This is a genomic window from uncultured Flavonifractor sp. (assembly GCF_944383115.1).
In the GTDB taxonomy this organism is placed as follows: Bacteria; Bacillota; Clostridia; order Oscillospirales; family Oscillospiraceae; genus Flavonifractor.
Window position 1 is genome coordinate 24,194 of record NZ_CALWOJ010000005.1, and the last position, 23,264, is coordinate 47,457.

Consider the following 23,264-nt stretch of genomic DNA (forward strand, 5'->3'; position numbering starts at 1 on the left):
ATTTTTTCTGATTTGTGGTAAAATGGATCCATAGTACACAAAAGGAGCGTGACCGGTATGGGCGATGGAAAGGAATATATCTCCCGGCCTGACGAGCTGGGTAACATCCATATTTCGGAGGATGTCCTGGCTGTGATCGCGGCGGCGGCCGCCACCGAAGTGGAGGGCGTGGGCAGTCTGTCCACCAACCTGAGCAGCGATATCGCGGAACTGTTGGGCGGAAAGAAGAATCTGTCCAAAGGCATCCGCATCACCGTGGTAGGGGAGAGCATCCGGGTGGATGTATCCCTGCTGGTCAAATATGGCTACACCATCATTGATGTGGCCAAAGAGGTACAGAGCGCGGTTCATAATGCCATTGAAAACACCAGCGGCCTGACGTTGGAGCATGTCAATGTCCATGTGGCCGGAATTACGTTTGACAAGGATCACAAATAAGCGGTCGGAAACCGGGGCAGAGAACCTGCCCCGGTTTTTTTGTGGGCATTTGCCGGTTTGTCCTGGAAAGAGAACGTGGGAATTGGAGGGGATATTTGAATTAACTCTTTCCTTTTTGTATATACCTGATGTATAATCATAGTAACTATGAATATCACCGGCGCAGAACGCCGTAATGGAGGAACCACAATGACCAGAACTGCCGCCCGAGAGATTGCCGTCCACCTGACCTTCGAGTTGGGCTTTACCGGGCAGACCGCCCGTGAACTGTTGGACGAGGCTCTGAACCGAAAGATGTTTGCGCTCATTGGGGAAGAGGAGCCTTTGTATGCTGAGTTTCCCAATGAGGCCCAGCGCGCCTATATCACAAGGCTGGTAGAGGGCGTATATGAGCATGGCCCTGAACTGGACGAATATATTTCTAAATATGCAATTGGGTGGAAGTTCTCCCGGCTGAATCGGGTGGCGGTCGCCATTATGCGGGTGGCCATGTATGAAATCCTGTATATGCAGGACATTCCCAATGCCGCCGCCATCAATGAGGCGCTGGAGTTGGTGAAGCATTACGAGGAGCCGGAAGTGGTCTCCTTTGTCAACGGGATTCTGGGTTCTTTCGTGCGTGGGGAACACATCCCTGACCCGGTGGGGCTGAAGGAACAGCCGGAGGCCCAGGTGTGATGCGCGCTCTTGGCATCGACACCAGTAACTACACCACATCTGCCGCTGTCTTTGACGGGGCGGAAGGGGAAAATGTCGGTCGTTTGCTGGAAGTACGTCCCGGCGAACTGGGCCTGCGGCAGAGCGATGCACTGTTTCAGCACGTCAAGGCTCTGCCCGGACGCATCCAACAGTTGAAGCAGGAAGATTGGCTGACAGATATTGTTGCCGTAGGCGCCTCCACTCGTCCCAGGGCAGTGGAGGGGTCTTATATGCCCTGCTTTCTGGCAGGGGAAAGTCAAGGGCGTACCTTGGCTGCTGCTTTGAACGTGCCTTTTTTTGCTTGTTCACACCAACAGGGCCACATAGCCGCCGCCGCATGGTCGGCAGGACGAATGGATTTGCTGGATCGGCCCATTCTGACCTGGCATTTGTCCGGCGGCACCACTGAACTGCTCTATGTGGAGCCGGAGGGCGTAAACGTCAAGGCGACTCTGCTGGGCGGTACCAGCGATATCTCTGCCGGGCAGCTTATTGACCGTACCGGCGTATTGCTGGGGTTGGATTTTCCGGCGGGTAAGGCGATGGACGAGTTGGCCCAGAGGGGGAAAGATCAAAAATTTAATGTAAAGCTGAGCGGCTTTACATTCTCTCTCTCCGGCATGGAAAACAAGGTCAAGGCCATGGCGGAGCAGGGGACGGAACAGGCGGATATTGCCCGCTTTGCCCTGCTGACAGTGGCCGATGTGGTACGCCGGGCGACTCTGTCGGCCCTGGAGCAATATCCTGGAGTGCCGGTACTGTGTTCCGGCGGAGTGGCCTCTAACACCCTACTGCGGAGGGTTATGGAGCCTCTGGGCGCAGTGTTTGCCCAGCCCCGGTTTTCCACCGACAACGCCATGGGTGTTGCCATCCTCGCCTGGCGCGCTGCAAAGGCGGGTGACCTGGCATGAGCCAAATTTATACGGTTTCTCAGGTCAATCAATATATTAAATCCCTGCTGGATCGAGACCGGGAACTGACCGCGCTCTATGTCCGGGGCGAGATCTCCAATTATAAGGCCTATCCCTCCGGCCACCACTATTTTTCCTTGAAGGATGGGGAAGGCGCCATTCGCTGCGTTATGTTCAAGCGGGAGGCCATGTCCCTTCGGTTTCGGCCGGAAAACGGTATGAAGGTCATTGCCTTCGGTCGGGTGGCGGTATTTCCCCGAGACGGGCAATATCAGCTGTACTGCACCGCTCTGACCCCGGAGGGGGTGGGGGATCTGCATCTGGCCTTTGAGCAGCTGAAACAGAAGCTGTATGCCGAGGGACTCTTTGATCCCGCCCACAAAAAGCCCATCCCCAAATTCCCCAAGAGGATCGCCCTGATCACCTCTTCCGCCGGCGCGGCGGTGCGGGATATGCTGCGTATTCTGGGGGCCCGGTGGCCTATGGCGGAGGTCTTTCTTCTGCCGGTGCGGGTTCAGGGGGCGGAGGCCCCCGGTGAGATCTGTGCCGCCGTCGCCTGGGCCAACCAGCATCAGGTGGCCGACCTCATCATCACCGGTCGGGGCGGCGGGTCCATGGAGGATCTGTGGGCCTTCAACGACGAAAACGTGGCCCGCACCATCTATCACTCGGCAATTCCGGTGATCTCTGCGGTAGGTCATGAGCCTGACGTGACTATAGCTGACTTTGTGGCAGATCTGCGGGCAGCCACCCCCTCCAATGCCGCCGAGCTGGCGGTGCCGGATCAGAACGAGGTGGCAGTGTGGCTGCGGCAGATGGAGGGGCGGTTGGCCCAGGCAATGGGCCGCAAGCTGGAGTCCGCCCGGAAGGATCTGGACCGGGCCGCTCGGTGCCGGGCCCTTCAGGACCCCATGAACTATGTGGATGATAAGCGGATGGTGCTGGATTATCAGCGGGAGAAGCTGGCGGCTGGACTGAATGCCTCCCTTAACCGGGAGCGGCAGCGTTTTGGGCAGCTGGCTTCCAAACTGGACGCCCTCAGCCCCCTGAAGGTGCTGGGTCGGGGGTACGCCATTCCTCAAAAGACAGACGGCGGCGTTGTCCGGTCTGTGTCCGACGTGGCCCCTGGCGACGGGCTGAAGCTGCGGGTGGCCGATGGGGAGATATCCTGTCAAGTGATTTAACTTGACGATATGTGGAAAGGACTTATACAACATGGCGGAAGAGAAAAAGACCTTTGAGCAGGCCATGGGCCGGCTGGAGTTGATTGTGAAGCGGCTGGAACAGGGGGACGCCTCTCTGGAGGAGGCGCTTGCTCTCTTTGAGGAAGGGACCCGGCTGCTGGGAGGATGTTCCGCCCAGTTGGACAGCGCCGAACAGAAAGTGCGAAAATTGTTGGCCGGGCCGGAGGGCCAGCCGGTGGAAGAGCCGTTTGAGGAGGGGCAGGTATGACGGAGCGGGAAGGACTGAACCGGCACAGAAGCATGGTGGAAGACTGGCTGCACGGCTGCTTTCAGGGACGTGCGCCCCGTGGCGATCTGTATGATGCCATGTATTACAGCCTGCTGGCCGGCGGCAAACGTATCCGGCCTGTCTTGCTGCTGGAGACCTGCCGCCTGTGCGGAGGCGATCCGGCGCAGGTACTGCCTTTTGCCGGGGCCATCGAGATGATCCATACCTATTCGTTGATCCACGACGACCTGCCCTGTATGGACGATGACGACCTGCGCCGGGGCCGGCCTACCAATCACAAGGTCTACGGTGAAGCTACCGCGGTGCTGGCCGGGGATGCGTTGCTGACGGCGGCCTTTGAGTGGATGCTGGACCCGTCTGTATCGTTGCCGCCACAGCAGGTGCTGGCGGCGGCGGGGGTATTGGCCCGGGCTGCCGGCGCTCAGGGTATGGTGGGCGGCCAGGTACTGGACATGGCGGGCGAGGGCCATGCCATGGGCCTTACCGAGGTGGAGGAGCTTCAGCGGCTCAAGACGGGTGCGCTGATCCGGGCCGCCGCTGAAATGGGTTGCGTGCTGGCTGGCGGCAGTGAGGAGCAGCGGAAGGCAGTATGCCGCTATGCGGAGCGGATAGGGCTTGCCTTCCAGATCCAGGACGACATTCTGGATGTTGTGGGGGACGAGGCCACTCTGGGCAAGCCGGTGGGTTCCGACGCCAAGAGTGAGAAGAATACCTTTGTAACATTGAAAGGGCTGGAAGAATGCCGCCGGCTGGTGGAAGAACTCACGGAAGAGGCGGTGGACGCCCTTTCTATCTTTGGAGCGGAAGGGAACGACCTTTGTTGGTTGGCGCGCTCCTTGGCAAGCCGGGAAAAGTGAGGAACATATGGGAAACGTAGTCGACTTTTTCACTGGCAACCTGATTCTGAACCTGGCCATCCTGGCTTGGGCCATTGCCCAGGGCCTGAAAATTATCATTACCTTTTGGACCAAGAAAAAACTGGACTGGCATTACCTGGTGGCCAGCGGCGGAATGCCCAGTTCTCACTCCGCTTTTGTATGTGCCTGCGCCGCTGCGGTGGGCTATATGTATGGCTGGGGTTCGCCCCTGTTCAGCATTGCAGCGGTGGTGGCAATTGTAGTGATGTATGATGCCGCCAACGTCCGTAAGGCTGCGGGAGAACAGGCCAAGATTCTCAACTATATCATGGACCACTGGACGGAAATGAAACCGGCCCTCTTTGGCAAAGAGTTGAAGGAACTGCTGGGCCACACGCCGTTTCAGGTGATTATGGGTGGCCTGCTGGGTGTTGCGGTTGGTCTGGTGGGCGCCTGGCTGTGGAGTTGAGTCCTGCTATTTGATCCTTCACCGGGAGGTGTTACCATTCTTAGTCTGGAGCAATGTTCCAACGATCTCAGCAGCCTGACTGACAGCGAGGCTGTGGCCCTGTGCGGTCTGCTGCGGGCCCGCATTCTGGATGTGGTCTCTCATACCGGGGGCCATCTGGCGTCCAGTCTGGGTGCGGTGGAGCTGATCGTTGCCATTCATCGAGTCTTTGATACCGGCCTGGACCGCCTGGTATTTGACGTGGGTCATCAGTGTTATGCCCACAAGATCCTCACCGGCCGAAACGCAGCAATGGAGACACTGCGCAGCTTCGGCGGATTGGCGGGTTATCCAAAGCCAACAGAGAGCAAGACGGATGCCTTTGTTGCCGGCCATGCGTCCAACTCGGTTTCTGTAGCTCTTGGCATGGCAAGGGTAAGGACTTTACAGAAGAAAAATTATAGTGTTTTGGCGCTTCTGGGGGATGGCGCTCTGACTGGCGGCCTGGCCTATGAGGGCCTGTCTGATGCCGGCGACAGCGGGGAACCACTGATTGTGATTCTGAATGATAATGGTATGTCAATTACCAAGAGTGTGGGTGGCGTGGCAGATCATCTGGCCCGGCAGCGACTCAAGCCTCAGTATCTGCGTTTTAAGCGGGGATACCGAAAAGTTATGGGGGCCACCCCTGTGGGGCGCGGAATCTATAAAGTGACCCACAAAGTCAAAACCGCCATCAAAGAGACCCTGCTGCCGTGCAGCCTCTTTGAGGATATGGGTTTTACCTACCTGGGTCCGGTGGATGGCCACGATGTAAAACGGCTGACCCGGCTTCTGAAATACGCCCGGGATCTGAAGGGGCCCGTGCTGCTCCATGTCAGAACTGTAAAGGGGAAGGGCTATTCACCGGCAGAGCGTAATCCCGACCAATTTCATGGTGTGGGCCGCTTTTGTGTGGAGACGGGCGAGGTATTGAAGGGCAGCGGGACAAACTTCTCCTCTGTTTTTGGACAGGCACTGTGCCGCCTGGCCCAGCAGGATCCCAAACTGTGTGCGGTCACTGCCGCCATGCAGGGAGGGACAGGTTTGGACGGTTTTGCCGCACGTTTTCCGGATCGGTTCTTTGATGTGGGGATTGCCGAGGGCCATGCGGTGGCTATGGCTGCCGGTATGGCAAAGCAGGGGATGACCCCGGTATTTGCGGTCTACTCTACGTTTCTCCAGAGAGCCTACGATATGCTGATCCATGACGTAGCGCTCCAGGGGCTTCATGTGGTCTTTGCCATTGACCGGGCTGGTCTGGTGGGGGAAGATGGAGAAACCCATCACGGCGTTTTTGATGTGGCCTTTTTGGATACAGTACCCGGTATGACGGTATTGTGCCCCTCCAGTTATGCTGAATTGGAGACCATGCTTCATCGGGCTGTTTATGAAGTGGATGGGCCGGTGGCTGTGCGCTATCCGCGGGGCGGCCAGGGCGATTATCAGGATGATTCCGGCCCAGCGGAGGCAGTTGTGCTGCGTACTGGACAGGATATTACCTTAATAGGATATGGCATTACAATCAACGCGCTGTTGGAGTGCGCGGAGCGGTTGGCCCGGGAAGGTATTCAAGCTGAGGTGATCAAACTTAATACCATTACTCCGTTGGATGCAGAACTGGCGGCGGCATCTGTCAGAAAAACAGAACGGCTGTTGGTGGCGGAAGAGGTTGCTTCAGGCAATTGTGTAGGGCAGCGTCTGGCTGCTGATCTGTTGGAGCGAGGGATCTCTGCCCGATTGGCCTTTGTGAATACCGGCTCCGGTTTTGTTCCTCATGGATCGGTATCCCAGCTCCGAACTCTGTGTGGGCTGGACGGAATATCGCTGTATCAAAAGGCGCTGGAGGTCTGCGGGCATGGCCATCATTAAAAAGAGACTGGATGTACTGCTGGTGGAGCGGGGACTGGTGGAGAGCCGCCAGCGTGCCCAGGCATTCATCATGAGCGGACAGGTCTTTGTGAAAGAACAGAAGGTTGACAAAGCGGGAGCCCAGATCCCGGAGGACGCTCCGATTGAAGTGCGGGGGCAGACCCTGGCCTATGTGAGCCGTGGCGGTCTGAAACTGGAGAAAGCCATGAAGACTTTTGAGGGCCTCCATTTAACCGGTGCGGTATGCGGAGATATCGGGGCCTCAACCGGGGGCTTTACCGATTGCATGCTGCAAAACGGGGCATCAAAGGTATATGCCGTGGACGTGGGTTACGGACAGCTGGCCTGGTCACTGCGCAGCGACGAGCGGGTGATTTGTTTGGAGCGAACCAACGCCCGGTATCTGACCCACCAGCAGATTCCCGATGAACTGGATTTTGCCAGTGTGGATGTATCCTTCATCTCCCTGAAGCTGATCCTGCCTGCCCTCCGGGGCCTGCTCAAACCGGACGGTGAGGCGGTGTGCCTGGTCAAGCCCCAGTTTGAGGCGGGGCGGGAAAAAGTGGGCAAGAAGGGCGTGGTGCGGGATCCTGCTGTCCACCAGGAAGTAATCCAACAGTTTCTGCGAAATGCAGAGGAAGCAGATTTTACTGTAAAGGACATGACCTTTTCACCAATCAGAGGACCCGAGGGCAACATAGAATACCTGGGATACCTGTTGGCTGGCCGGGGCAAGGGTGCCTGGACCGGCGATCCGGCAAACCTGGTAGCGGCATCCCACGGAGCCCTGGAAGGAGCCGGACAATGAAAGTAGTATTGAGTCCCAACCCCTATCGGGATCGGGGATTGAAGGCCGCTCAGGCGGCAGAGAAAATTTTAAAAGCTGCTGGGGTGGAGACCGCCGTTTGTCTGCCCTTTTCCGTAGAGGGGGGGAACATAGAGTTCCCCAAGCACATCCACTTCAAGCAGACCGATGAAGAATTGAAAGACGCTGATATTCTGGTGTGCTTTGGCGGGGATGGTACCATTCTCCATGCGGCCAAGGATGCCAACCAGTTTAACGTACCTATTCTGGGCGTCAATCTAGGCAGCGTAGGTTTTATGGCGGAGTTGGAATTGGGAGAGCTGTCCATGCTATCCAAGTTGTCCGCCGGAAAGTACGATGTGGAATGCCGAATGATGCTGGATGTAACGGTACGGCGTGACGGCAAGGTAATTTATTCAGATATTGCGCTCAACGATGCCGCCCTCACCAAGGGCGCCGTGGCCCGGGTGGTGGATCTTGAAGTGCTGGGGGATAAGACCACTATTACCAAAATGTCCGCCGATGGAGTGGTCATCAGTACGCCTACCGGTTCCACCGCCTATTCCATGTCGGCGGGGGGGCCTATTGTGGAACCTACAGCAGAGAATATCATTGTTACCCCCATCTGCCCCCATGCCTTGTCTGCCCGGTCCTTTGTGCTGGGCCATGAGCGGACGGTGTCCATCAAGTTGGGACGGATGGCCCGTAAGACCGCCTTTTTGTCAGTAGACGGCGGCAAGGCATTCAAGCTGAACGGCGGCGATGTGGTGGAGACAAAGATGTCCAAGTCCAAGACCAAGCTGGTACGAGTGACCGGCCGGACGTTTTATGAGATTTTAAACCATAAATTGGGAGGTGCATAAGCCATGAAGGCAAAGCGGCAGCAGGAGATTTTGCGGATCATTGCAGAGCAAGATGTAGATACTCAGGACCAGCTTCTTACAGAACTGCGGGCCAGGGGGGTACAATCCACCCAAGCCACCATTTCCCGGGACATCAAGGAACTCCATTTAATCAAAGAACTGACGGGCTATGGTACCTATCGCTATGCCGTTTCTGAACGAAAAGCCTCCCTGAATATTGCTGGCCGGCTGCGTACCATTTTCAAGGAGGGTGTCACCTCCTTTGACGTGGCACAGAACATTGTGGTACTCAAGACCATGCCCGGTCTTGCTTCAGCGGCCTGTGCCGCTATTGACGGCATGGATATTTCCAGCCTGGTGGGCAGTTTGGCAGGGGACGACACCGCTATCCTCATTATGCGCACCAACGAGGATGCAGCGGAATTTTGCAATGAGATCCATGCCATGCTGAAATAAGGGCGGGGCAAGTTTGCGATTTTTGAGGCAAAATATTAGGTGGGTGAGTGGGATATGCTTTCTCTGCTCCACATTGAGAATATTGCGGTGATCCAAACTGCGGATATCCAGTTTGACCGAGGCTTTAACGCGCTGACCGGCGAGACCGGTGCGGGTAAGTCTATTGTGGTGGACGCCATCGGCGCCATTATCGGGGAACGAACCAGCCGGGACCTGATCCGTACCGGTGCAAAATCTGCTCTGGTCAATGCGATATTTACCGGTCTGCCCGACCTGGACTGGTTCCGGGAGAACGGTATTGGACCGGATGAGGAAGGCAACCTGCTCATTCAGCGGGAGATTCAGCCAGATGGCAAGAACGTATGCCGCATCAATGGTCGGCTTATTACCGTTTCCCAGCTGCGCCAGCTGGGCCGCTTACTGCTCAATATCCACGGCCAGCATGATGGTCAGCAGCTGTTGGACGAGCGGTGCCACCTGGATTACCTGGACGGCTTTGGCGCCACAGGAGAACAACTGGGGCAATTCCGGACTACCTATGACACATTAGCAGCCCTCAGGAGGGAGATTGCCGCCCTTCAGATGGACGAGTCGGAGAAAGCCCGGCGTATTGACAGCCTGGAATTCCAGATCGGCGAATTAGAGCGGGCTGAGCTGCGGGCCGGAGAAGAGGAGGAACTGACAGAGCGCCGGACTCTGCTGCGCAATGCCGGTAAGTTGGTGGAATCGGTGGAGGGTGCCTATCTGGCCATGTCCGGCGATGACGAGCGGGAAGGCGCCGCCGCGCTGCTTGGGGAGGCGGAACAGTCCCTCCATACGGCGGGTCGCATCAGCGGGCAGGCAGCGGAACTGCTGGAGAAACTGACCGAAGTGCGCTGTGCAGCAGACGATATAGCTGAGCAGATCCGGGATTTGCGGGACAGCTTTGACTTTGAACCGGGAGAACTGGACCAGATCGAGAGCCGTCTGGACGTACTCCACCGGCTAAAAAAGAAATATGGCGGTTCGGTGGAGGAGATGCTGGACTATCTGGATCGCTGCAAAAAGGAGTTGGATCAGATCCAGTTTTCCACCGACACCATCGCCCGGTTGGAGAAGGATCAGGCCAAGGCTTTGGCTGCGGCCCAAAAGGCAGCCCAAGTTCTCAGCCAGGCCCGGAAGAAGGCTGCCAAGGCTCTGGAACAGAGGATTCAACACGAATTGGCTCAACTTGATATGCCAAAAGTACGGTTTCAAGTAGATTTTTCCCCCAAACAAGGGGAATTTGCCATGGATGAGACCGGTATGGATGAAGTACAGTTCCTTATGTCCGCCAACGTGGGCGAGGACCTGAAACCCATCCAGAAGATCGCCTCCGGCGGCGAGTTGGCCCGCATCATGCTGGCCCTAAAAAACGTGCTGGCGGAGAATGACCAGGTGGGCACCATGGTCTTTGACGAGGTAGATACCGGTGTGTCCGGCCGGGCCGCCCAGAAGGTGGCAGAGAAGCTGGCCGATGTGGCCCGCACCAAGCAGGTGCTGTGCGTCACTCATCTGCCTCAGCTGGCCGCCATGGCAGATGTCCACTTTTCGGTAGAGAAAGGGGAACGGGAGGGCCGTACCTACACCCAGGTGGAACGGCTCAGCCGGGATCGCCGGTGCGAAGAGCTGGCCCGGCTCACCTCGGGAGAACATATTACAGACGCTACCCTCCATGCCGCCGGGGAACTGCTTGACGGTGCGGAGGCCTACAGGCGACTGCACAAAAATTAGCTTTTGTTAAGTAAACGTTTTGTGCTTGACAAACGGAGAAAGAGAGATTATAATCCACATCAATATGAAACTGCAATGACAGGGAGAAGTACCATCTGTTGCCCCGCCAAGAGAACCCCCGTTTTGGTGAGAGGGGGAGGGGGCAGGCTGGGAAATACACCCTGGAGCAGCCGCCTGAACCGGGGATGACCCCTAGTAGGGCCGTGTCGGGTGCGCCCGTTACCGCGCCGTCGTGTGTTGGCACGACATGAGGCCGTTTTTGTGAGAAAACGGTGAACCAGAGGTGGTACCGCGTGACCTAACGCCCTCTGTCCGAAAGGACAGAGGGTTTTTTGCTGAGATTACAGAAAAGGAGAAGAGACATGACTTGTTATGAGGAATTAAAAGCCCGGGGCCTGGTGGCCCAGGTCACCAATGAGGAGGAGATCTCCAAGATGATCAACGAGGGCAAGGCGGTCTTTTATATCGGCTTTGACCCCACCGCCGACTCCCTCCATGTGGGCCACTTTATGGCCCTGTGCCTGATGAAGCGGCTCCAGATGGCGGGCAACCGGCCCATCGCCCTCATTGGCGGCGGCACCGGCTACATCGGTGATCCCTCCGGCCGCACCGACATGCGCAATATGATGACCCCCGAAACCATCCAGCACAACTGCGACTGCTTCAAGAAGCAGATGGAGCGGTTCATTGAGTTTGGCGAGGGCAAGGCCCAGATGGTGAACAATGCCGAGTGGCTCCTCAAGCTCAACTACATTGAGCTGCTGCGTGAGGTGGGCGCCTGCTTCTCGGTGAACAATATGCTGCGGGCCGAGTGCTACAAGCAGCGGATGGAGAAGGGCCTCAGTTTCCTGGAGTTCAACTATATGATCATGCAGTCCTACGACTTCTACCACCTGTTCCAGCACTACGGCTGCAACATGCAGTTCGGCGGCGACGACCAGTGGTCCAACATGCTGGGAGGCACCGAACTGATTCGCCGCAAGCTGGGCAAGGATGCCCATGCCATGACCATTACCCTGCTGCTCAACTCCGAGGGCAAAAAGATGGGCAAGACCGCCTCGGGTGCCGTGTGGCTGGACCCCAACAAGACCAGTCCCTACGACTTCTACCAGTACTGGCGCAACGTAGGGGATCAGGATGTACTCAAGTGCCTGCGAATGCTCACCTTCCTGCCCCTGGAGCAGATCGACGAGATGGACAGGTGGGAGGGTGCTCAGCTCAACACCGCCAAGGAGATTCTGGCCTTTGAGCTGACCAAGCTGGTCCACGGCGAGGAGGAAGCCCAAAAGGCCCAGGACGCTGCCAAGGCCCTGTTTGTAGGGGGCGGCGATATGAGCAACGTGCCTTCCACCACACTGGAGGCCGCCTCGCTCACTGATGGCAGTATCGGTATTCTGGACCTGATGCTCAAGTGCGGCCTGGTCCCCTCCAAGAAGGAGGCCCGCCGACTCATTGAGCAGGGAGGGGTGGAACTGGACGGTCAGAAAGTCACCGACGTGAATGCCTCCGTGTCCGCCGCACAGCTTTCCGGCGACGGCGTTATGATCAAGAAGGGCAAGAAAGTGTTCCACCGGGCCTCTCTCCAGGGCTGAGATACCAAGGGGCTGCCGTGCTTTCAGCGGTAGCCCCTTTCGCCTGCTTTTTTTCACGGCTCGGTTGCAGATGAGAGACGGCCATGGTACAATAAAAATTACTGAAGTGTCAGCAGGCGCTGTGTATGGCGATGCAAAGGAGGAAGCAGCCGTGTCCGACAGAGAGGATCGGGAGAAAAAGAAAAAATGGTACATTTTAGATGGCAACCACATTCAGCTGCTGATTGTTCTGCTGATTGCCATTTTGTTTTATGTAGGCCTGAACCATTTTGATGTGGTAGCTGTTCGGGTGGATCGGTTCATGGGCGTGTTGTCCCCTTTCATCGTGGGCTTCGCCATTGCCTATCTATTGAACACACCTATGTGCTTTTTTGAGCGCAAACTCTTTCCTAACCATCGCTTCAAGCGGGTCTTGTCCATACTGCTGGTCTATGTGCTTGCTTTTGCCGTAGTAGCCGTTCTGCTGGGGTTGATCGTACCCCAGGTGGTTCAAAGCATAAAAGATCTGGCCGGCAACATGCAGACGTATATGACCAGCCTGGACGAAATGATTCAGAACCTGACGGAGCAGTTTGATCTGGACGCCGACGCTATCAACGATATGTTTGGCAATTTCCAGAATATGATGAGCAATCTCAGTTCCAAAGCGGCCGAGGTACTGCCCCAGTTGCTGGATGTTGGCTTTGCCATTGGCAGCGGCGTGATTGCCGGTATTACCGCTTTGATTTCTTCCATCTATATGCTGGCAGGAAAGGATCGGCTGGTGCCCCAGTTGAAAAAGCTGCTTTATGCCACGGTGTCCAAGCGTCGCTCTGACCGGCTGCTGGAGATTTGCGGCCATGCCAACCGGGTTTTTGTGGGCTTTATCAACGGTAAAATCATTGATTCCGCTATTATTGGAGTACTCTGTTTTATCCTGTGTGCCATTTTCCGTATCCCATACCCCATGCTGGTCAGCGTTACCGTGGGTGTTACCAATGTGATTCCCTTCTTTGGCCCCATTATCGGCGCCATTCCCTGTCTGTTCATCCTGGTGATCGTGGATCCCTGGGCTGCCCTGCGATTCTTTGCGCTGGTCATTGGATTGCAGCAGTTTGACGGCAACATCCTGGGGCCCAAGATCCTGGGCGACAGCACCGGCCTGTCCGCCATCTGGGTCCTGATCTCCATTGTCACCTGCGGCGGCCTGTTCGGTTTCCCCGGCATGATTTTGGGTGTACCCACCTTTGCGGTGCTTTACGCTCTCATGCGGGAATGGGTCAACAAACGTCTGAAGACCAAACGGATCGACGGAAATGGCACGCCGCTGGAGGAACCCTCAGACCCATCCAAACAATAATGCCGATTGGCAGGGCCGCCCATCTGGGCGGCCCTGCTTTCTCTTGCAAGGTGGGTGTGGTTATAGTAGAATACAGAAAAGGCTTTGTCTGTACTCCCACAGAGGGGTAAATTGCTGATAGAGGGAGGGACCCCATGAAGTGTCATGATGCCGGATCTTCATCCGGTGCAGCCGGGATCTGGCTGCGCTATCAGGCTTTTTTTCTGGCGGGTATTGCCGCGATCCTGATGAGCATCGTGCTGTTTTCCGGTGGAGGGATCGGGCTGTCCAACAATGGCGATTTTGGCCGGGTCATGGGGAGCAACAGCCTGGAGTTTGCTCAGGAGCCGGAGCTGTTTGTCTATGAAGACACCTACCGTATGAAACTCCAGGGGGATTCACCGGGGGAGCAACTGTGGAATCTGCTGTTTTCCACCGAGAAGATCGAGGCGTATCCCTCCATTCACATGGTTTTTGTCCGGGCGTCGCTGGTGGGCAACCTGGCGGTCAATCTGGTGACGGGACAAAGCATGGATACCTATCATATTCAGGTGCTTGGCGTCATCTATCTGCTGTGCTATGCCGGTCTGCTTCTGCTTCTGTTCTCCTCCTTTCGATTACCCAATCTGGGGTGCGATCTGCTGGTCAAGGGCGCCATCATTTTTATCCTGTGTGACGAGGGCTATGTGGCCTATTTTAATTCGCTGTACAGCGAGCCGGTACAGATGCTGGGGCTGCTGGCTATGGTGGTGTTCGCCCTGCGGATTTTTGTGAAACGTGGGCGTGCGGGCTGGAATATCGGCTGGTATTTTCTCTCCTGCGTGGTGTACGGCTGGAGCAAGTTTATCAATATCCCTGTGGCCGCGTTGTGTGCCGTAGGGATGGGAGCGGTACTCCTGCTCCGAATGGAGAAAAAATACCGCTTGCGGCTGTGCGCTGGGGCCGGAGCATGCGTCGTAATACTGGGGGCAGTCTACGTCTCCCTGCCCGGCTGGATGGACTATGAGACCAATTATAATTCCGTGTTTTACGGGGTGCTTAAGGATACCGAGCCGGATGAGGCCAGGCAGTATGTGTCTGATCTGGGTTTGCCTGAGTATATGGCGGAGTACGCGGATACTACCTACTATATACCTCGGGCGGCCTCCGCCAGGGGCAGCGCCCAGTTCCAGCAGGATTTTTCCAAGCTGTCCAAGGTGGATCTGCTGTTTTTTTATCTGTCCCATCCGGGTTATTTTTTAAAAAGACTGGATGTGGCCATGGCCCATACCGGCTTTATCAGGCCCTATTATCTGTCCAATCTGGATGAGTCCAGTCCCAGACTCTCTTTTGCCCACCGTTTTGACGGCTGGAGCAGGCTACGGACACAGCTGCCTGTGAACACCTGGGGGGCTGCCGGGGCAATTACAGCCATGAACTGCCTGGTGCTGTGGCGGACCACCGCGGTGGGAACAGGCGGACGAAAGGACAAGCTGTCCCGTGGCCTGCTGCTCTTAACGGTGGTAGGGGCCATGACCTACCAGTTTATCATGCCAATCATATCCAACGGCGAGGGCGACCTGGCTAAACATATGTTTGCTTATGTACAGCTTGTGGATTTGTTGGTGGTGTTAATTCTGGTGTGGGTGGGCTACCGCTTGTCGGTATGGAAAAAGCTTCACTGTCCGGCTGTGGCGCTGGCGGGCGGGACCGCGGCGGTATGTTTTCTGCTGCTTCTGCCTGCCGGGCTTCTGTTTCTGCGTACCCGCCTCCCCTGGAACAGTCTTGAAACGGGTGCCTATGTGCAGATGGGGAGCTGGGAAGGGGAGCCCCTGCTGTGGCAGGTGGCACAGCAACAGGAGGATGGAAGCTGGCTCCTTCTGGCCGCCGACGCTGTGGACACCAGGGCGTTTGACGAGGACAGCGGCTATGGCAGCAATCTGTGGAGCGATTCTGACCTGAGGACATGGCTCAACGGGACCTTCTTCACCGGCGCATTTACCCGGGAAGAGCAGGCCCTTTTGCAGCCGGTGGAACACCGGGTCCTGCTCTCGGGTGTTCAGAAGGATAAGGCGGATTCCGGGTACAATGACTTTTTTGCCTTCCACGTTCCGAAGTACAGTGACCGGGGCATGGACGATGCGCTGGCAATGTCCTGTACCGACGCTGTGCGTCTGCCTGATATTGGACTGTTGGCGGAGTTGTCCCGGCAGGGGCTTTGCTACGGTCCGCCCTGCTGGATGGAGACGCCCTATTATAACAATGACTCGATGGTTCGTGTGATGGGTTCGGACGGTTATTTTTATATGCGGGATGCATCGGAGACTTGGGGGGTGCGCCCGGTAATCCGTCTGCCGGCAGACGTTTCCTATCGGGGTTCCGGTACACCGGCAGATCCGTTTCAGATTGAGTATGACGCCATGTCCCAGACACATTGATAAACAACAGGGACCCTCCGGCACAGCCGGAGGGTCCCTGTTGTCATAAGATTCGTTTGGCTACCAGATCCTGCATGGAGTAGAGTCCGGGGACGCCCGTCGCGCTGAGAAATCTAGCGGCCTCTGTGGCGCCCGAGGCAAAGACATCCCGGCTCATGGCGGAATGGCTCAGAGTGATGACCTCATTCTCACCGGCAAAAATCACATCGTGATCTCCCACGATGCCGCCGCCGCGGACGGAACAGATGCCGATCTCCTCCTTGTCTCTGGCCTTGCGGACGCTGTGGCGGTCGCACACATAATCGGGCTGGTAGGGGAGGGCGTCGGCCGCCGCATCGGCAAGCATGAGGGCGGTACCGCTGGGTGCGTCAACCTTCTTGTTGTGGTGGCGCTCCACGATCTCGATGTCGTAGCCCGTCCCCAGAGCTGCCGTAGCCTGGCGCACCAATGCCAGCAGCACATTCACCCCCAGGGACATGTTGGCAGAGCGGAAGATGGGAATGAGTTGGGCGGCCTGCTCGATGCTTGCCAACTGCTCCTCTGAATAGCCGGTGGTGGCCAGCACTGCCGGGATATTCCGCTGGACACAGAAGTCCAGCAGAGCGGGCAGGGCGGCAGGGGAGGAGAAGTCAATGACAGCATCAGCTTGGCCTTGAAATTCCGACGGGGAGGAGAACACAGGAAAGTCCCGGTCACCGGCCCCCAGCAGATCGAAACCAGCAACAATCTCCAGATCGGGCTGGGCGGCGCAGAGATGCTCCACCGCACGGCCCATCCGGCCATTGCAGCCGGAGAGGATCAAACGCAGCATTTCCAACATCCTTTCCCGGTGACTTAGGCGGAGAGCAGGCCCACCTTGACCATAGACTGGCGCAGGGTCTCCAGAGGTCCGTCGCTCATATCGCACAGGGGCAGACGGAGGGAGCCGATGTCGTAGCCCGCCAGATTCATGGCAGCCTTGATGGGAATGGGATTGACCTCCAGGAAGAGGGCGTCGATGAAATCCATATAGCCCAGTTGAAGGGCTGAGGCTTCATCGAACTTGCCCTCCAGGCACAGGTGGGTCATCCGGATCATGACCTCTGGGGCGATGTTGGCCACCACCGAGATGACCCCCTTGGCCCCCAGGCTCATCATGGGAACCACCTGGTCGTCGTTGCCCGACCAGACGTAGAAATCGTCGCCGCAGATGGCCAGGGTGTGGGCCAGCAGGGAGAAGTTGCCGCTGGCCTCCTTGACGCCGTTGATGTTGGGATGCTGGGAGAGTACCTTGTAGGTCTCGGCGGTGAAGGACACGCCGGTGCGGGAGGGCACGTTGTAGAGGATGATGGGCAGATCCACCCGATCGGCAATGTATTCGTAGTGCTTGATGAGGCCGGTTTGGGACGCCTTGTTGTAGTAGGGAGTGACGTGCAGCAGGGCGTCTACCCCGGAGTCCTGGGCGTGCTGGGACAGGTACACGGCGGCGGAGGTGTCGTTGCTCCCCGCGCCGGCCACCACCTTGACCCGGCCGTTCACCCGCTTGGCGCAGTACTCCACGGCGGCGATATGCTCCCGGATGGTGAGGGTGGAGCATTCCCCGGTGGTGCCGCAGACGCAGATGGCGTCCAGGCCCCGCTCGATCTGCTCGTCGATGAGCTTTCCGAACTGGTCGTAGTTGATGGCGCCGCTGTGGTCAAAAGGGGTGATGATGGCGGAACAGGCTCCGGTAAAAACAGGCTCTCTCATATAGGGTTACCTCCTTGAAATGTAACCCTCCGCGCACAGAAGTTCGGCAAGAAGGACTGCGCCGCCCGCGGCGCCGCGAAGGGTATTGTGGGACAGGCAGACGAACTTGTAGTCGTACTGCGTGTCGGGACGCAGACGGCCGATGCAGACCGCCATGCCGCCCTCGGTCATCCGGTCCAGCCGGGTCTGGGGGCGGTCGGGCTCCTCAAAGTAGTGCAAAAACTGCTTGGGAGCGGAGGGCAGGGCCAGCTCCTGGGCACGGCCCTTGTAATTTGCCCAGATCTCTTTGATCTCCTCCATAGAGGGTTTGTTCTCAAAGCGTGTGAATACAGCGGCCATGTGACCGTTGGACGCGGGCACCCGCAGACACTGGGCGGTGATGGAAGGGGACTGGGCGTTGACAATAACCCCGTTTTCCACCTTACCCCACAGTTTCAGGGGCTCCTGCTCGCTCTTCTCCTCCTCGCCGCCGATATAGGGGATCACATTATCCACCATCTCGGGCCAGGTATCGAAGGTCTTGCCCGCGCCGGAAATGGCCTGATAGGTGCATACCAGCACCTGCTCCAGGCCGAAACCGCGCAGGGGGTGCAGGGCGGGCACATAGCTCTGGAGGGAGCAGTTGGACTTGACGGCAATGAACCCGCGCTCCACCCCCAGTCGCTTTCGCTGGGCCTCGATGACCTTGATATGCTCGGGGTTGATCTCCGGCACCACCATAGGCACGTCAGGCGTCCAGCGGTGGGCGGAGTTGTTGGAGACCACGGGACACTCGTGCTTGGCATAGGCCTCCTCCAACGCCTGGATCTCTTCCTTCTTCATATCCACGGCGGAAAAGACAAAATCCACCTGGGAGGCAATGGCCTCGATGTCGGCCTGGGCGTTCATGACCACCATCTTTTTAGCCTCTTCGGGCATGGGATTCTCCAGGGCCCAGCGGGAACCGATGGCCTCCTCATAGGTCTTGCCCGCCGAGCGGCTGCTGGCCGCGATGACAGTGAGCTGGAACCAGGGATGGTTCTCCAGCAGGGAAATGAAACGCTGGCCCACCATGCCAGTGCCGCCGATAACGCCTACTTTGTATTTTTCCATGACCGATACCTCCGTTGTTCAAATCCTATTCCAACACCGGCCTGTCTCAGACCGGAAACTGGCAAGAGATAGAAAAAGAAAATCAGCAGTTTACAGAACTGCTGATTTTGTACTATAATGACAGGGACAGTGTGTCCCCGCCAATATCAGACAAAAGCAGACAGCACTCCGCCGCGTCCGCGGCGACAGTCACACGGATCTTATCCGGGCGACCAGGCAAGCGCCCAACCGGGAGCGTCCCTTCGGCGGCCTCCCCTTTCCCGCGGTTCACCGGGCCCGGCGCCCTCCCCGCGCTACTCTTGAAGAGCCGCGCCTCTATCCTGCAAATGTAATTTCGCTGTTTAGTTTGCAAAATTGTACCACACATTCTACCGGAGTGTCAACGAAAGCGAGATGTGATTTTAGACAAATGGGACATAAGACAGGACGAAAAATTATGCAGGTTGCCGCCTGTGCCCTGGCCATCCTCACGCTCAGTCTGCCCGTCCCCACCCGGGCGGCGGTGGAGGTGGACCCCACCATCAAAGTGGGACTCTTTTACGGCTCCAACGCCCTGCCTGGGGCAAACCTGCTTAACGACGTGGGCAGCGGCTACCGGCTGGGCTATTTTGACGACGACCGGGTCTTTCAGCAGCTGACCGCTACCAGCGAGACCGCCATCTCGGTGGTCAAGACCCAGAATGTCTATTACGGCACCGTGGGCAACTGGGCGGGCTACTACGACACCATTACCTCCAGCATTGCCGTGGGCTGCTGGCATTTGAAGCTGCCCGGCAGCTACAGCTCCTATGATGAGGCTGCCGCGGCGGCCTCGGCCTATTCCGGTGGCTTTGTGGCCTGGATCGACGGAACGTGGCAGGCCAGAGTAGGGGCTTGGCTGGACAAGACGTCCGCCCAAGCCGGCCAGGCCCAGCTGGGGTTGGCCGACGCCGAGATCGTAGGCACCTCCAGCTATGGCGTATCGGTGGTCAAGACGGGCACCAGCCAGATCCTCTTCCAGTTTGACGGGGGTTCCAGCCGATGCCTGGGTATTCAGCCCGGCCTGGACGACAGCGTCAAGACCGAGACCATCTTCCGGGGCAACACCTATTACGGCGGCTTCCAGTATCAGCGGGTGAGCGGCGGCAACCTGACGGTGAGCAACGTCATCGGCCTGGAGGACTATGTACAGGGGGTCATCGTCCGGGAGATGAGTTCCTCCTGGCCTCTGGAGGCCCTGAAGGCCCAGGCGGTGTGTGCCCGCACCTACGCCTACCGCAACTATATTGCCGGTAAGCACAAAAGCCAGGGCTTTGACCTGTGCAATACCATTGACTGTCAGGCGTACTACGGCATGGATGAGGTGACGGCTTCCAGCAGCAAGGCAGTGGAGCAGACCTACGGCGAATACGCCTGGTACAACGGTTCCCTCATCGAGGCGGTGTATTCCTCCCATGACGGCGGGGCCACTGAGAGCGCGGTCAACGTGTGGGGGAGCAACGTGGCCTACCTCATCGGCAAGTACGATCCCTATGAGGCGTCGGTGGCCAGCAAGGTCCCCAGTTACAACTGGACGGTGACCTATACCGCCCAGGAGCTTACCGACTTGCTCAACTCCAAGGGCTACACCAACTCGGGCATTGTGGATTTCCGGGTCACCAAGACCAGCCCCACCGGCAATGCCATCGAGATTACCTTTACCGACTCCTCCGGCAAGAGCTGGAGCAAGATCCGGGACGCCTGCCGGACCTTTTTGAATCTGCGGTCCATCCACTACACCGTGTCCAGCTCTTCCGGCAGCGGTTCGTCCGGCGGGGGAGGGAGCTATTCCGTGAATGGGGACGGTACCCTCAGCAGTCTGGACGGGGCCTATGCTATTGACGGCAGCGGCTCTACCTCCAAGCTGGGCAGCGACGTGTACATGATCGACGGCAGCGGCCAGGTGTCCCAGGCTGTCCCCTCCGGGGGGAGCGGCGGCGGCACTTCCACCGGCGGCGAGACCGTGTTCACCATCACCGGCTCCGGCTGGGGCCATAATGTGGGCATGAGCCAGTGGGGAGCATACGCCATGGCCCAGCAGGGCTATACTTACCTGGACATTCTTACCTTTTACTACACCGGAATCGAGGTGCGCCAACCATAAAGACGTCGGACTTTTACTTTGATCTGCCGGAGGAACTGATCGCCCAGACTCCGCTGGAAAAGCGGGATTCCTCCCGCCTGCTGGTGCTGGACAAGCACAGCGGTGAAACGAAACATATGCACTTTTTCGATCTGCCCTCCTTGCTGCGGCCGGGGAATTGCCTGGTACTCAACGACTCCCGGGTGCTGCCCGCCCGGCTCATCGGACACCGGGAGCCCGGTGGGGGAGCGGTGGAAGTGCTGCTGCTCATTGACCGGGGCAACAAGACCTGGGAGTGCCTGGTGCGGCCGGGCCGTAAGATGCGTCCGGGTACGAAGGTGTCCTTCGGCGAGGGCCAGCTCACCGCCGAGGTCACCGAGGTGCTGGAGGGGGGCAACCGGCTGGTCCGCTTCGACTACGAGGGCATTTTCCTGGAGAAGTTGGAGCAGCTGGGCAAGATGCCTCTGCCTCCTTACATTAAGGCCGAACTTCAGGACCCGGAGCGGTATCAGACCGTCTACTCCCGGGAGGTGGGCTCCGCCGCCGCCCCCACCGCCGGTCTCCACTTCACCAAGGAACTCTTGAAGCAGGTGGAGGACATGGGAGTGCGTCTGGCCTATGTGACCCTCCATGTGGGCCTGGGCACCTTCCGCCCGGTGAAGGAGGAGGACATCCTGGACCACGAGATGCACTCCGAGTATTGCATGATCTCCGCCCAGACTGCCGAGACCATCAATCGGACCAAAGCCGAGGGAGGCCGGGTGATCTGCGTGGGCACCACCTCCTGCCGCACCATTGAGAGCTGGGCGGCGGAGGACGGGACCCTGAAAGAGAGCGCCGGATGGACCAACATCTTCATCTATCCTGGCTACAAGTTCAAGACCCTGGACTGCCTGATCACCAACTTCCATCTGCCGGAATCCACCCTCATCATGCTGGTGTCTGCCCTGGCGGGCCGGGAGCATATCCTGGCCGCCTACAAGCAGGCGGTAGAGGAAAAATACCGCTTTTTCTCCTTCGGGGACGCCATGTTTATCTGTTGACGCACAAAGGCCTGCCGTGTTCAAAACGGCAGGCCTTTGTTCATATGCGGCTCAGTACCTCCACATTACCAGCCAGGCGCGGGTCGGTGGGGGAGAGGGCAAGTGCCTTTTTTGCCTCCTCCAAAGCCAGCATGTTCCGTCCGGTGCGGAAATAGGCCTGGCACCGCAGGTCGTGGGGCAGAGGCCCCCAGGACTCCGCTTCGCAGATGTAGGTGTCCGGCCGGACCGTGATGACCAGCGCCGTCCCGGTGAAGTAGAGTACCCCGTCCCAGTCCTCCTGCTGATAGCACAGGGTCGCCAAGTCTATCCACGGTTCCCGCAGATGGGGGGCCTCGGCGGCGGCACGGAAAAACCAGACTCTGGCCTGGGCCGGATTCCCTTTTTGTATGTAGGACTTGGCGATGTACCGCATGGAGGCCGCCCGCTCATCCTTCCAGGTAGCGGTGGGCATGGATAGGTGCCGCTTGAGGGTGGCAATGCAGTCGTCCCACCGACCATGGAAAAAATACTCCCGGCCCAGATAGTGGGCATTGCGGTCATCCTCCGGCTCCTCCTGTACCGACAGTTCCAGCAGGGAAAGATACTGACCGCGGGATTTGGAGGGGTCCGGATGGTGGTCCAACTGCACCCCCATCGCTGTTACCATGGGACCGGGCTGACCAGGGCCCTCCCAGCGCAGGATCTCATGGACCGGGTGGATCCATCGATAGCCCTGGCGGCGGTGGATCTTTTCGTACCAGAACACCACGCCCTCGGCTCCATCGGGCCGGAAGGACCAGGTGTAGCGGTACCGGGCCTGACCTGTGCCTGGAGTCCAGGCCGCCTCCAGAGCGGCCCGCCAGCCGGGATGAAATACCTCGTCCAGGTCGGTGCAGACACAGATATCCGCATCCTTATCCACCAACTCCAGCGAGCGATTGCGGGCTACATCGAATCGCCAGGGTGAGATAGTCTCCACTGTGACCTGAGCGCCCCGGGCCTGCAATCTGGAGACAGTATCGTCGGTGGAGCCGGTATCCAGTACTACAACCTGGTCGGCCTCGCTCATGGAATCCATCCAACGATCCACAAATGCCGATTCGTTTTTACTGATGGCATAGACTACGATCTTCATAGATGCAGTTCCTCCTTGCAGAGACAGGGAGGGGGGCAAATCGCCCCCCTCCCGCGGGATCAGGTACTCATCAGGCCGGCGGCCTTCAGATTCTGAATGATCTGGTTGATGGCATTGATAGCGTCGGTCAGGCTGGCACTGGTTTGCAGAGTGGTGACCGCGGCGGCGGCGTTGGTCTCACCGGCAGGGCCGGTAGGACCGGTTGGACCAGTCGGACCTGTAGCCCCCGTAGTGCCTGCGGTTCCG

21 protein-coding genes, 1 riboswitch and 1 other annotated feature are annotated in these 23,264 nt (G+C 58.1%); of the genes, 17 read left to right on the forward strand and 4 right to left on the reverse strand.

Going from position 1 to position 23,264, the window contains the following annotated elements:
• Positions 1-57: 57 nt before the first annotated feature.
• The 15 genes from Q0K43_RS01250 (at position 58) to Q0K43_RS01320 (ending at position 15,940) form a co-directional block, all read left to right on the forward strand.
• Positions 58-438: an Asp23/Gls24 family envelope stress response protein gene (locus Q0K43_RS01250; protein ID WP_297288754.1), complete on the forward strand. Its 381-nt coding sequence runs from the start codon at positions 58-60 to the stop codon at positions 436-438.
• A gap of 189 nt (positions 439-627) precedes the next feature.
• The gene (gene nusB, locus Q0K43_RS01255) at positions 628-1,116 is read left to right on the forward strand and encodes a transcription antitermination factor NusB (RefSeq protein WP_297288755.1); all 489 of its coding nucleotides are present in this window, start codon (positions 628-630) and stop codon (positions 1,114-1,116) included.
• Complete coding sequence (locus Q0K43_RS01260; RefSeq protein ID WP_297288774.1) at positions 1,116-2,048, forward strand: DNA-binding protein; 933 nt, start codon at positions 1,116-1,118, stop codon at positions 2,046-2,048. Before nusB ends, Q0K43_RS01260 begins: the two co-directional genes overlap by 1 nt.
• Positions 2,045-3,232 carry an exodeoxyribonuclease VII large subunit gene (gene xseA / locus Q0K43_RS01265; RefSeq protein WP_297288756.1) on the forward strand — a complete coding sequence of 396 codons (1,188 nt, stop codon included), beginning with the start codon at positions 2,045-2,047 and terminating at the stop codon, positions 3,230-3,232. Before Q0K43_RS01260 ends, xseA begins: the two co-directional genes overlap by 4 nt.
• Before the next feature lie 31 nt (positions 3,233-3,263).
• The gene (gene xseB / locus Q0K43_RS01270; RefSeq protein ID WP_297288757.1) at positions 3,264-3,500 is read left to right on the forward strand and encodes an exodeoxyribonuclease VII small subunit; all 237 of its coding nucleotides are present in this window, start codon (positions 3,264-3,266) and stop codon (positions 3,498-3,500) included.
• Positions 3,497-4,378 carry a polyprenyl synthetase family protein gene (locus Q0K43_RS01275; RefSeq protein ID WP_297288758.1) on the forward strand — a complete coding sequence of 294 codons (882 nt, stop codon included), beginning with the start codon at positions 3,497-3,499 and terminating at the stop codon, positions 4,376-4,378. The genes xseB and Q0K43_RS01275 overlap by 4 nt, the downstream gene beginning before the upstream one ends.
• Positions 4,379-4,385: 7 nt before the next feature.
• Positions 4,386-4,847, forward strand: coding sequence for a divergent PAP2 family protein (locus Q0K43_RS01280; protein ID WP_297288759.1), 462 nt, complete (start codon positions 4,386-4,388; stop codon positions 4,845-4,847).
• Positions 4,848-4,892: 45 nt separating this feature from the next.
• Positions 4,893-6,737, forward strand: a complete 1,845-nt coding sequence (gene dxs, locus Q0K43_RS01285; RefSeq protein ID WP_297288775.1) for a 1-deoxy-D-xylulose-5-phosphate synthase — start codon at positions 4,893-4,895, stop codon at positions 6,735-6,737.
• Positions 6,724-7,545 (forward strand): TlyA family RNA methyltransferase, encoded by an 822-nt coding sequence (locus Q0K43_RS01290; protein WP_297288760.1) that lies wholly within the window; start codon positions 6,724-6,726, stop codon positions 7,543-7,545. The genes dxs and Q0K43_RS01290 overlap by 14 nt, the downstream gene beginning before the upstream one ends.
• Complete coding sequence (locus Q0K43_RS01295; protein ID WP_297288761.1) at positions 7,542-8,405, forward strand: NAD(+)/NADH kinase; 864 nt, start codon at positions 7,542-7,544, stop codon at positions 8,403-8,405. Before Q0K43_RS01290 ends, Q0K43_RS01295 begins: the two co-directional genes overlap by 4 nt.
• A gap of 3 nt (positions 8,406-8,408) precedes the next feature.
• Positions 8,409-8,861: an arginine repressor gene (locus Q0K43_RS01300; protein WP_297288762.1), complete on the forward strand. Its 453-nt coding sequence runs from the start codon at positions 8,409-8,411 to the stop codon at positions 8,859-8,861.
• Positions 8,862-8,900: 39 nt separating this feature from the next.
• Positions 8,901-10,613 (forward strand): DNA repair protein RecN, encoded by a 1,713-nt coding sequence (gene recN, locus Q0K43_RS01305; protein ID WP_297288763.1) that lies wholly within the window; start codon positions 8,901-8,903, stop codon positions 10,611-10,613.
• Positions 10,614-10,679: 66 nt separating this feature from the next.
• Positions 10,680-10,925: a binding site (T-box leader), on the forward strand.
• A gap of 50 nt (positions 10,926-10,975) precedes the next feature.
• Positions 10,976-12,205 (forward strand): tyrosine--tRNA ligase, encoded by a 1,230-nt coding sequence (gene tyrS / locus Q0K43_RS01310; RefSeq protein WP_297288764.1) that lies wholly within the window; start codon positions 10,976-10,978, stop codon positions 12,203-12,205.
• Between the two features lie 151 nt (positions 12,206-12,356).
• Positions 12,357-13,544: an AI-2E family transporter gene (locus Q0K43_RS01315; RefSeq protein ID WP_297288765.1), complete on the forward strand. Its 1,188-nt coding sequence runs from the start codon at positions 12,357-12,359 to the stop codon at positions 13,542-13,544.
• A 134-nt stretch (positions 13,545-13,678) separates the two neighbouring features.
• Positions 13,679-15,940, forward strand: a complete 2,262-nt coding sequence (locus tag Q0K43_RS01320) for a DUF6273 domain-containing protein (RefSeq protein ID WP_297288766.1) — start codon at positions 13,679-13,681, stop codon at positions 15,938-15,940.
• 43 nt (positions 15,941-15,983) lie between these two features.
• Here Q0K43_RS01320 and dapB read toward each other — a convergent pair whose 3' ends face one another.
• The 3 genes from dapB to asd are packed head-to-tail and all read right to left on the reverse strand — an operon-like array spanning position 15,984 to position 18,760.
• On the reverse strand, positions 15,984-16,751 hold the full coding sequence (gene dapB, locus Q0K43_RS01325) for a 4-hydroxy-tetrahydrodipicolinate reductase (protein WP_297288767.1): 768 nt from the start codon (positions 16,749-16,751) through the stop codon (positions 15,984-15,986).
• A gap of 23 nt (positions 16,752-16,774) precedes the next feature.
• A complete protein-coding gene (dapA, locus tag Q0K43_RS01330) occupies positions 16,775-17,668 on the reverse strand; it encodes a 4-hydroxy-tetrahydrodipicolinate synthase (protein ID WP_297288768.1) in 894 nt (297 codons plus the stop codon).
• Between the two features lie 6 nt (positions 17,669-17,674).
• Positions 17,675-18,760: an aspartate-semialdehyde dehydrogenase gene (asd, locus tag Q0K43_RS01335; protein WP_297288769.1), complete on the reverse strand. Its 1,086-nt coding sequence runs from the start codon at positions 18,758-18,760 to the stop codon at positions 17,675-17,677.
• A gap of 153 nt (positions 18,761-18,913) precedes the next feature.
• A riboswitch (Lysine riboswitch) is annotated at positions 18,914-19,086 on the reverse strand.
• 110 nt (positions 19,087-19,196) lie between these two features.
• Here asd and Q0K43_RS01340 point away from each other — a divergent pair.
• The gene (locus Q0K43_RS01340; RefSeq protein ID WP_297288770.1) at positions 19,197-20,882 is read left to right on the forward strand and encodes a SpoIID/LytB domain-containing protein; all 1,686 of its coding nucleotides are present in this window, start codon (positions 19,197-19,199) and stop codon (positions 20,880-20,882) included.
• Positions 20,879-21,904, forward strand: a complete 1,026-nt coding sequence (gene queA / locus Q0K43_RS01345) for a tRNA preQ1(34) S-adenosylmethionine ribosyltransferase-isomerase QueA (protein WP_297288776.1) — start codon at positions 20,879-20,881, stop codon at positions 21,902-21,904. Before Q0K43_RS01340 ends, queA begins: the two co-directional genes overlap by 4 nt.
• A 40-nt stretch (positions 21,905-21,944) precedes the next feature.
• Here the strand turns inward: queA and Q0K43_RS01350 are convergent, their stop codons facing one another.
• On the reverse strand, positions 21,945-23,018 hold the full coding sequence (locus Q0K43_RS01350) for a tetratricopeptide repeat-containing glycosyltransferase (protein WP_297288771.1): 1,074 nt from the start codon (positions 23,016-23,018) through the stop codon (positions 21,945-21,947).
• Positions 23,019-23,264 lie beyond the last annotated feature (246 nt).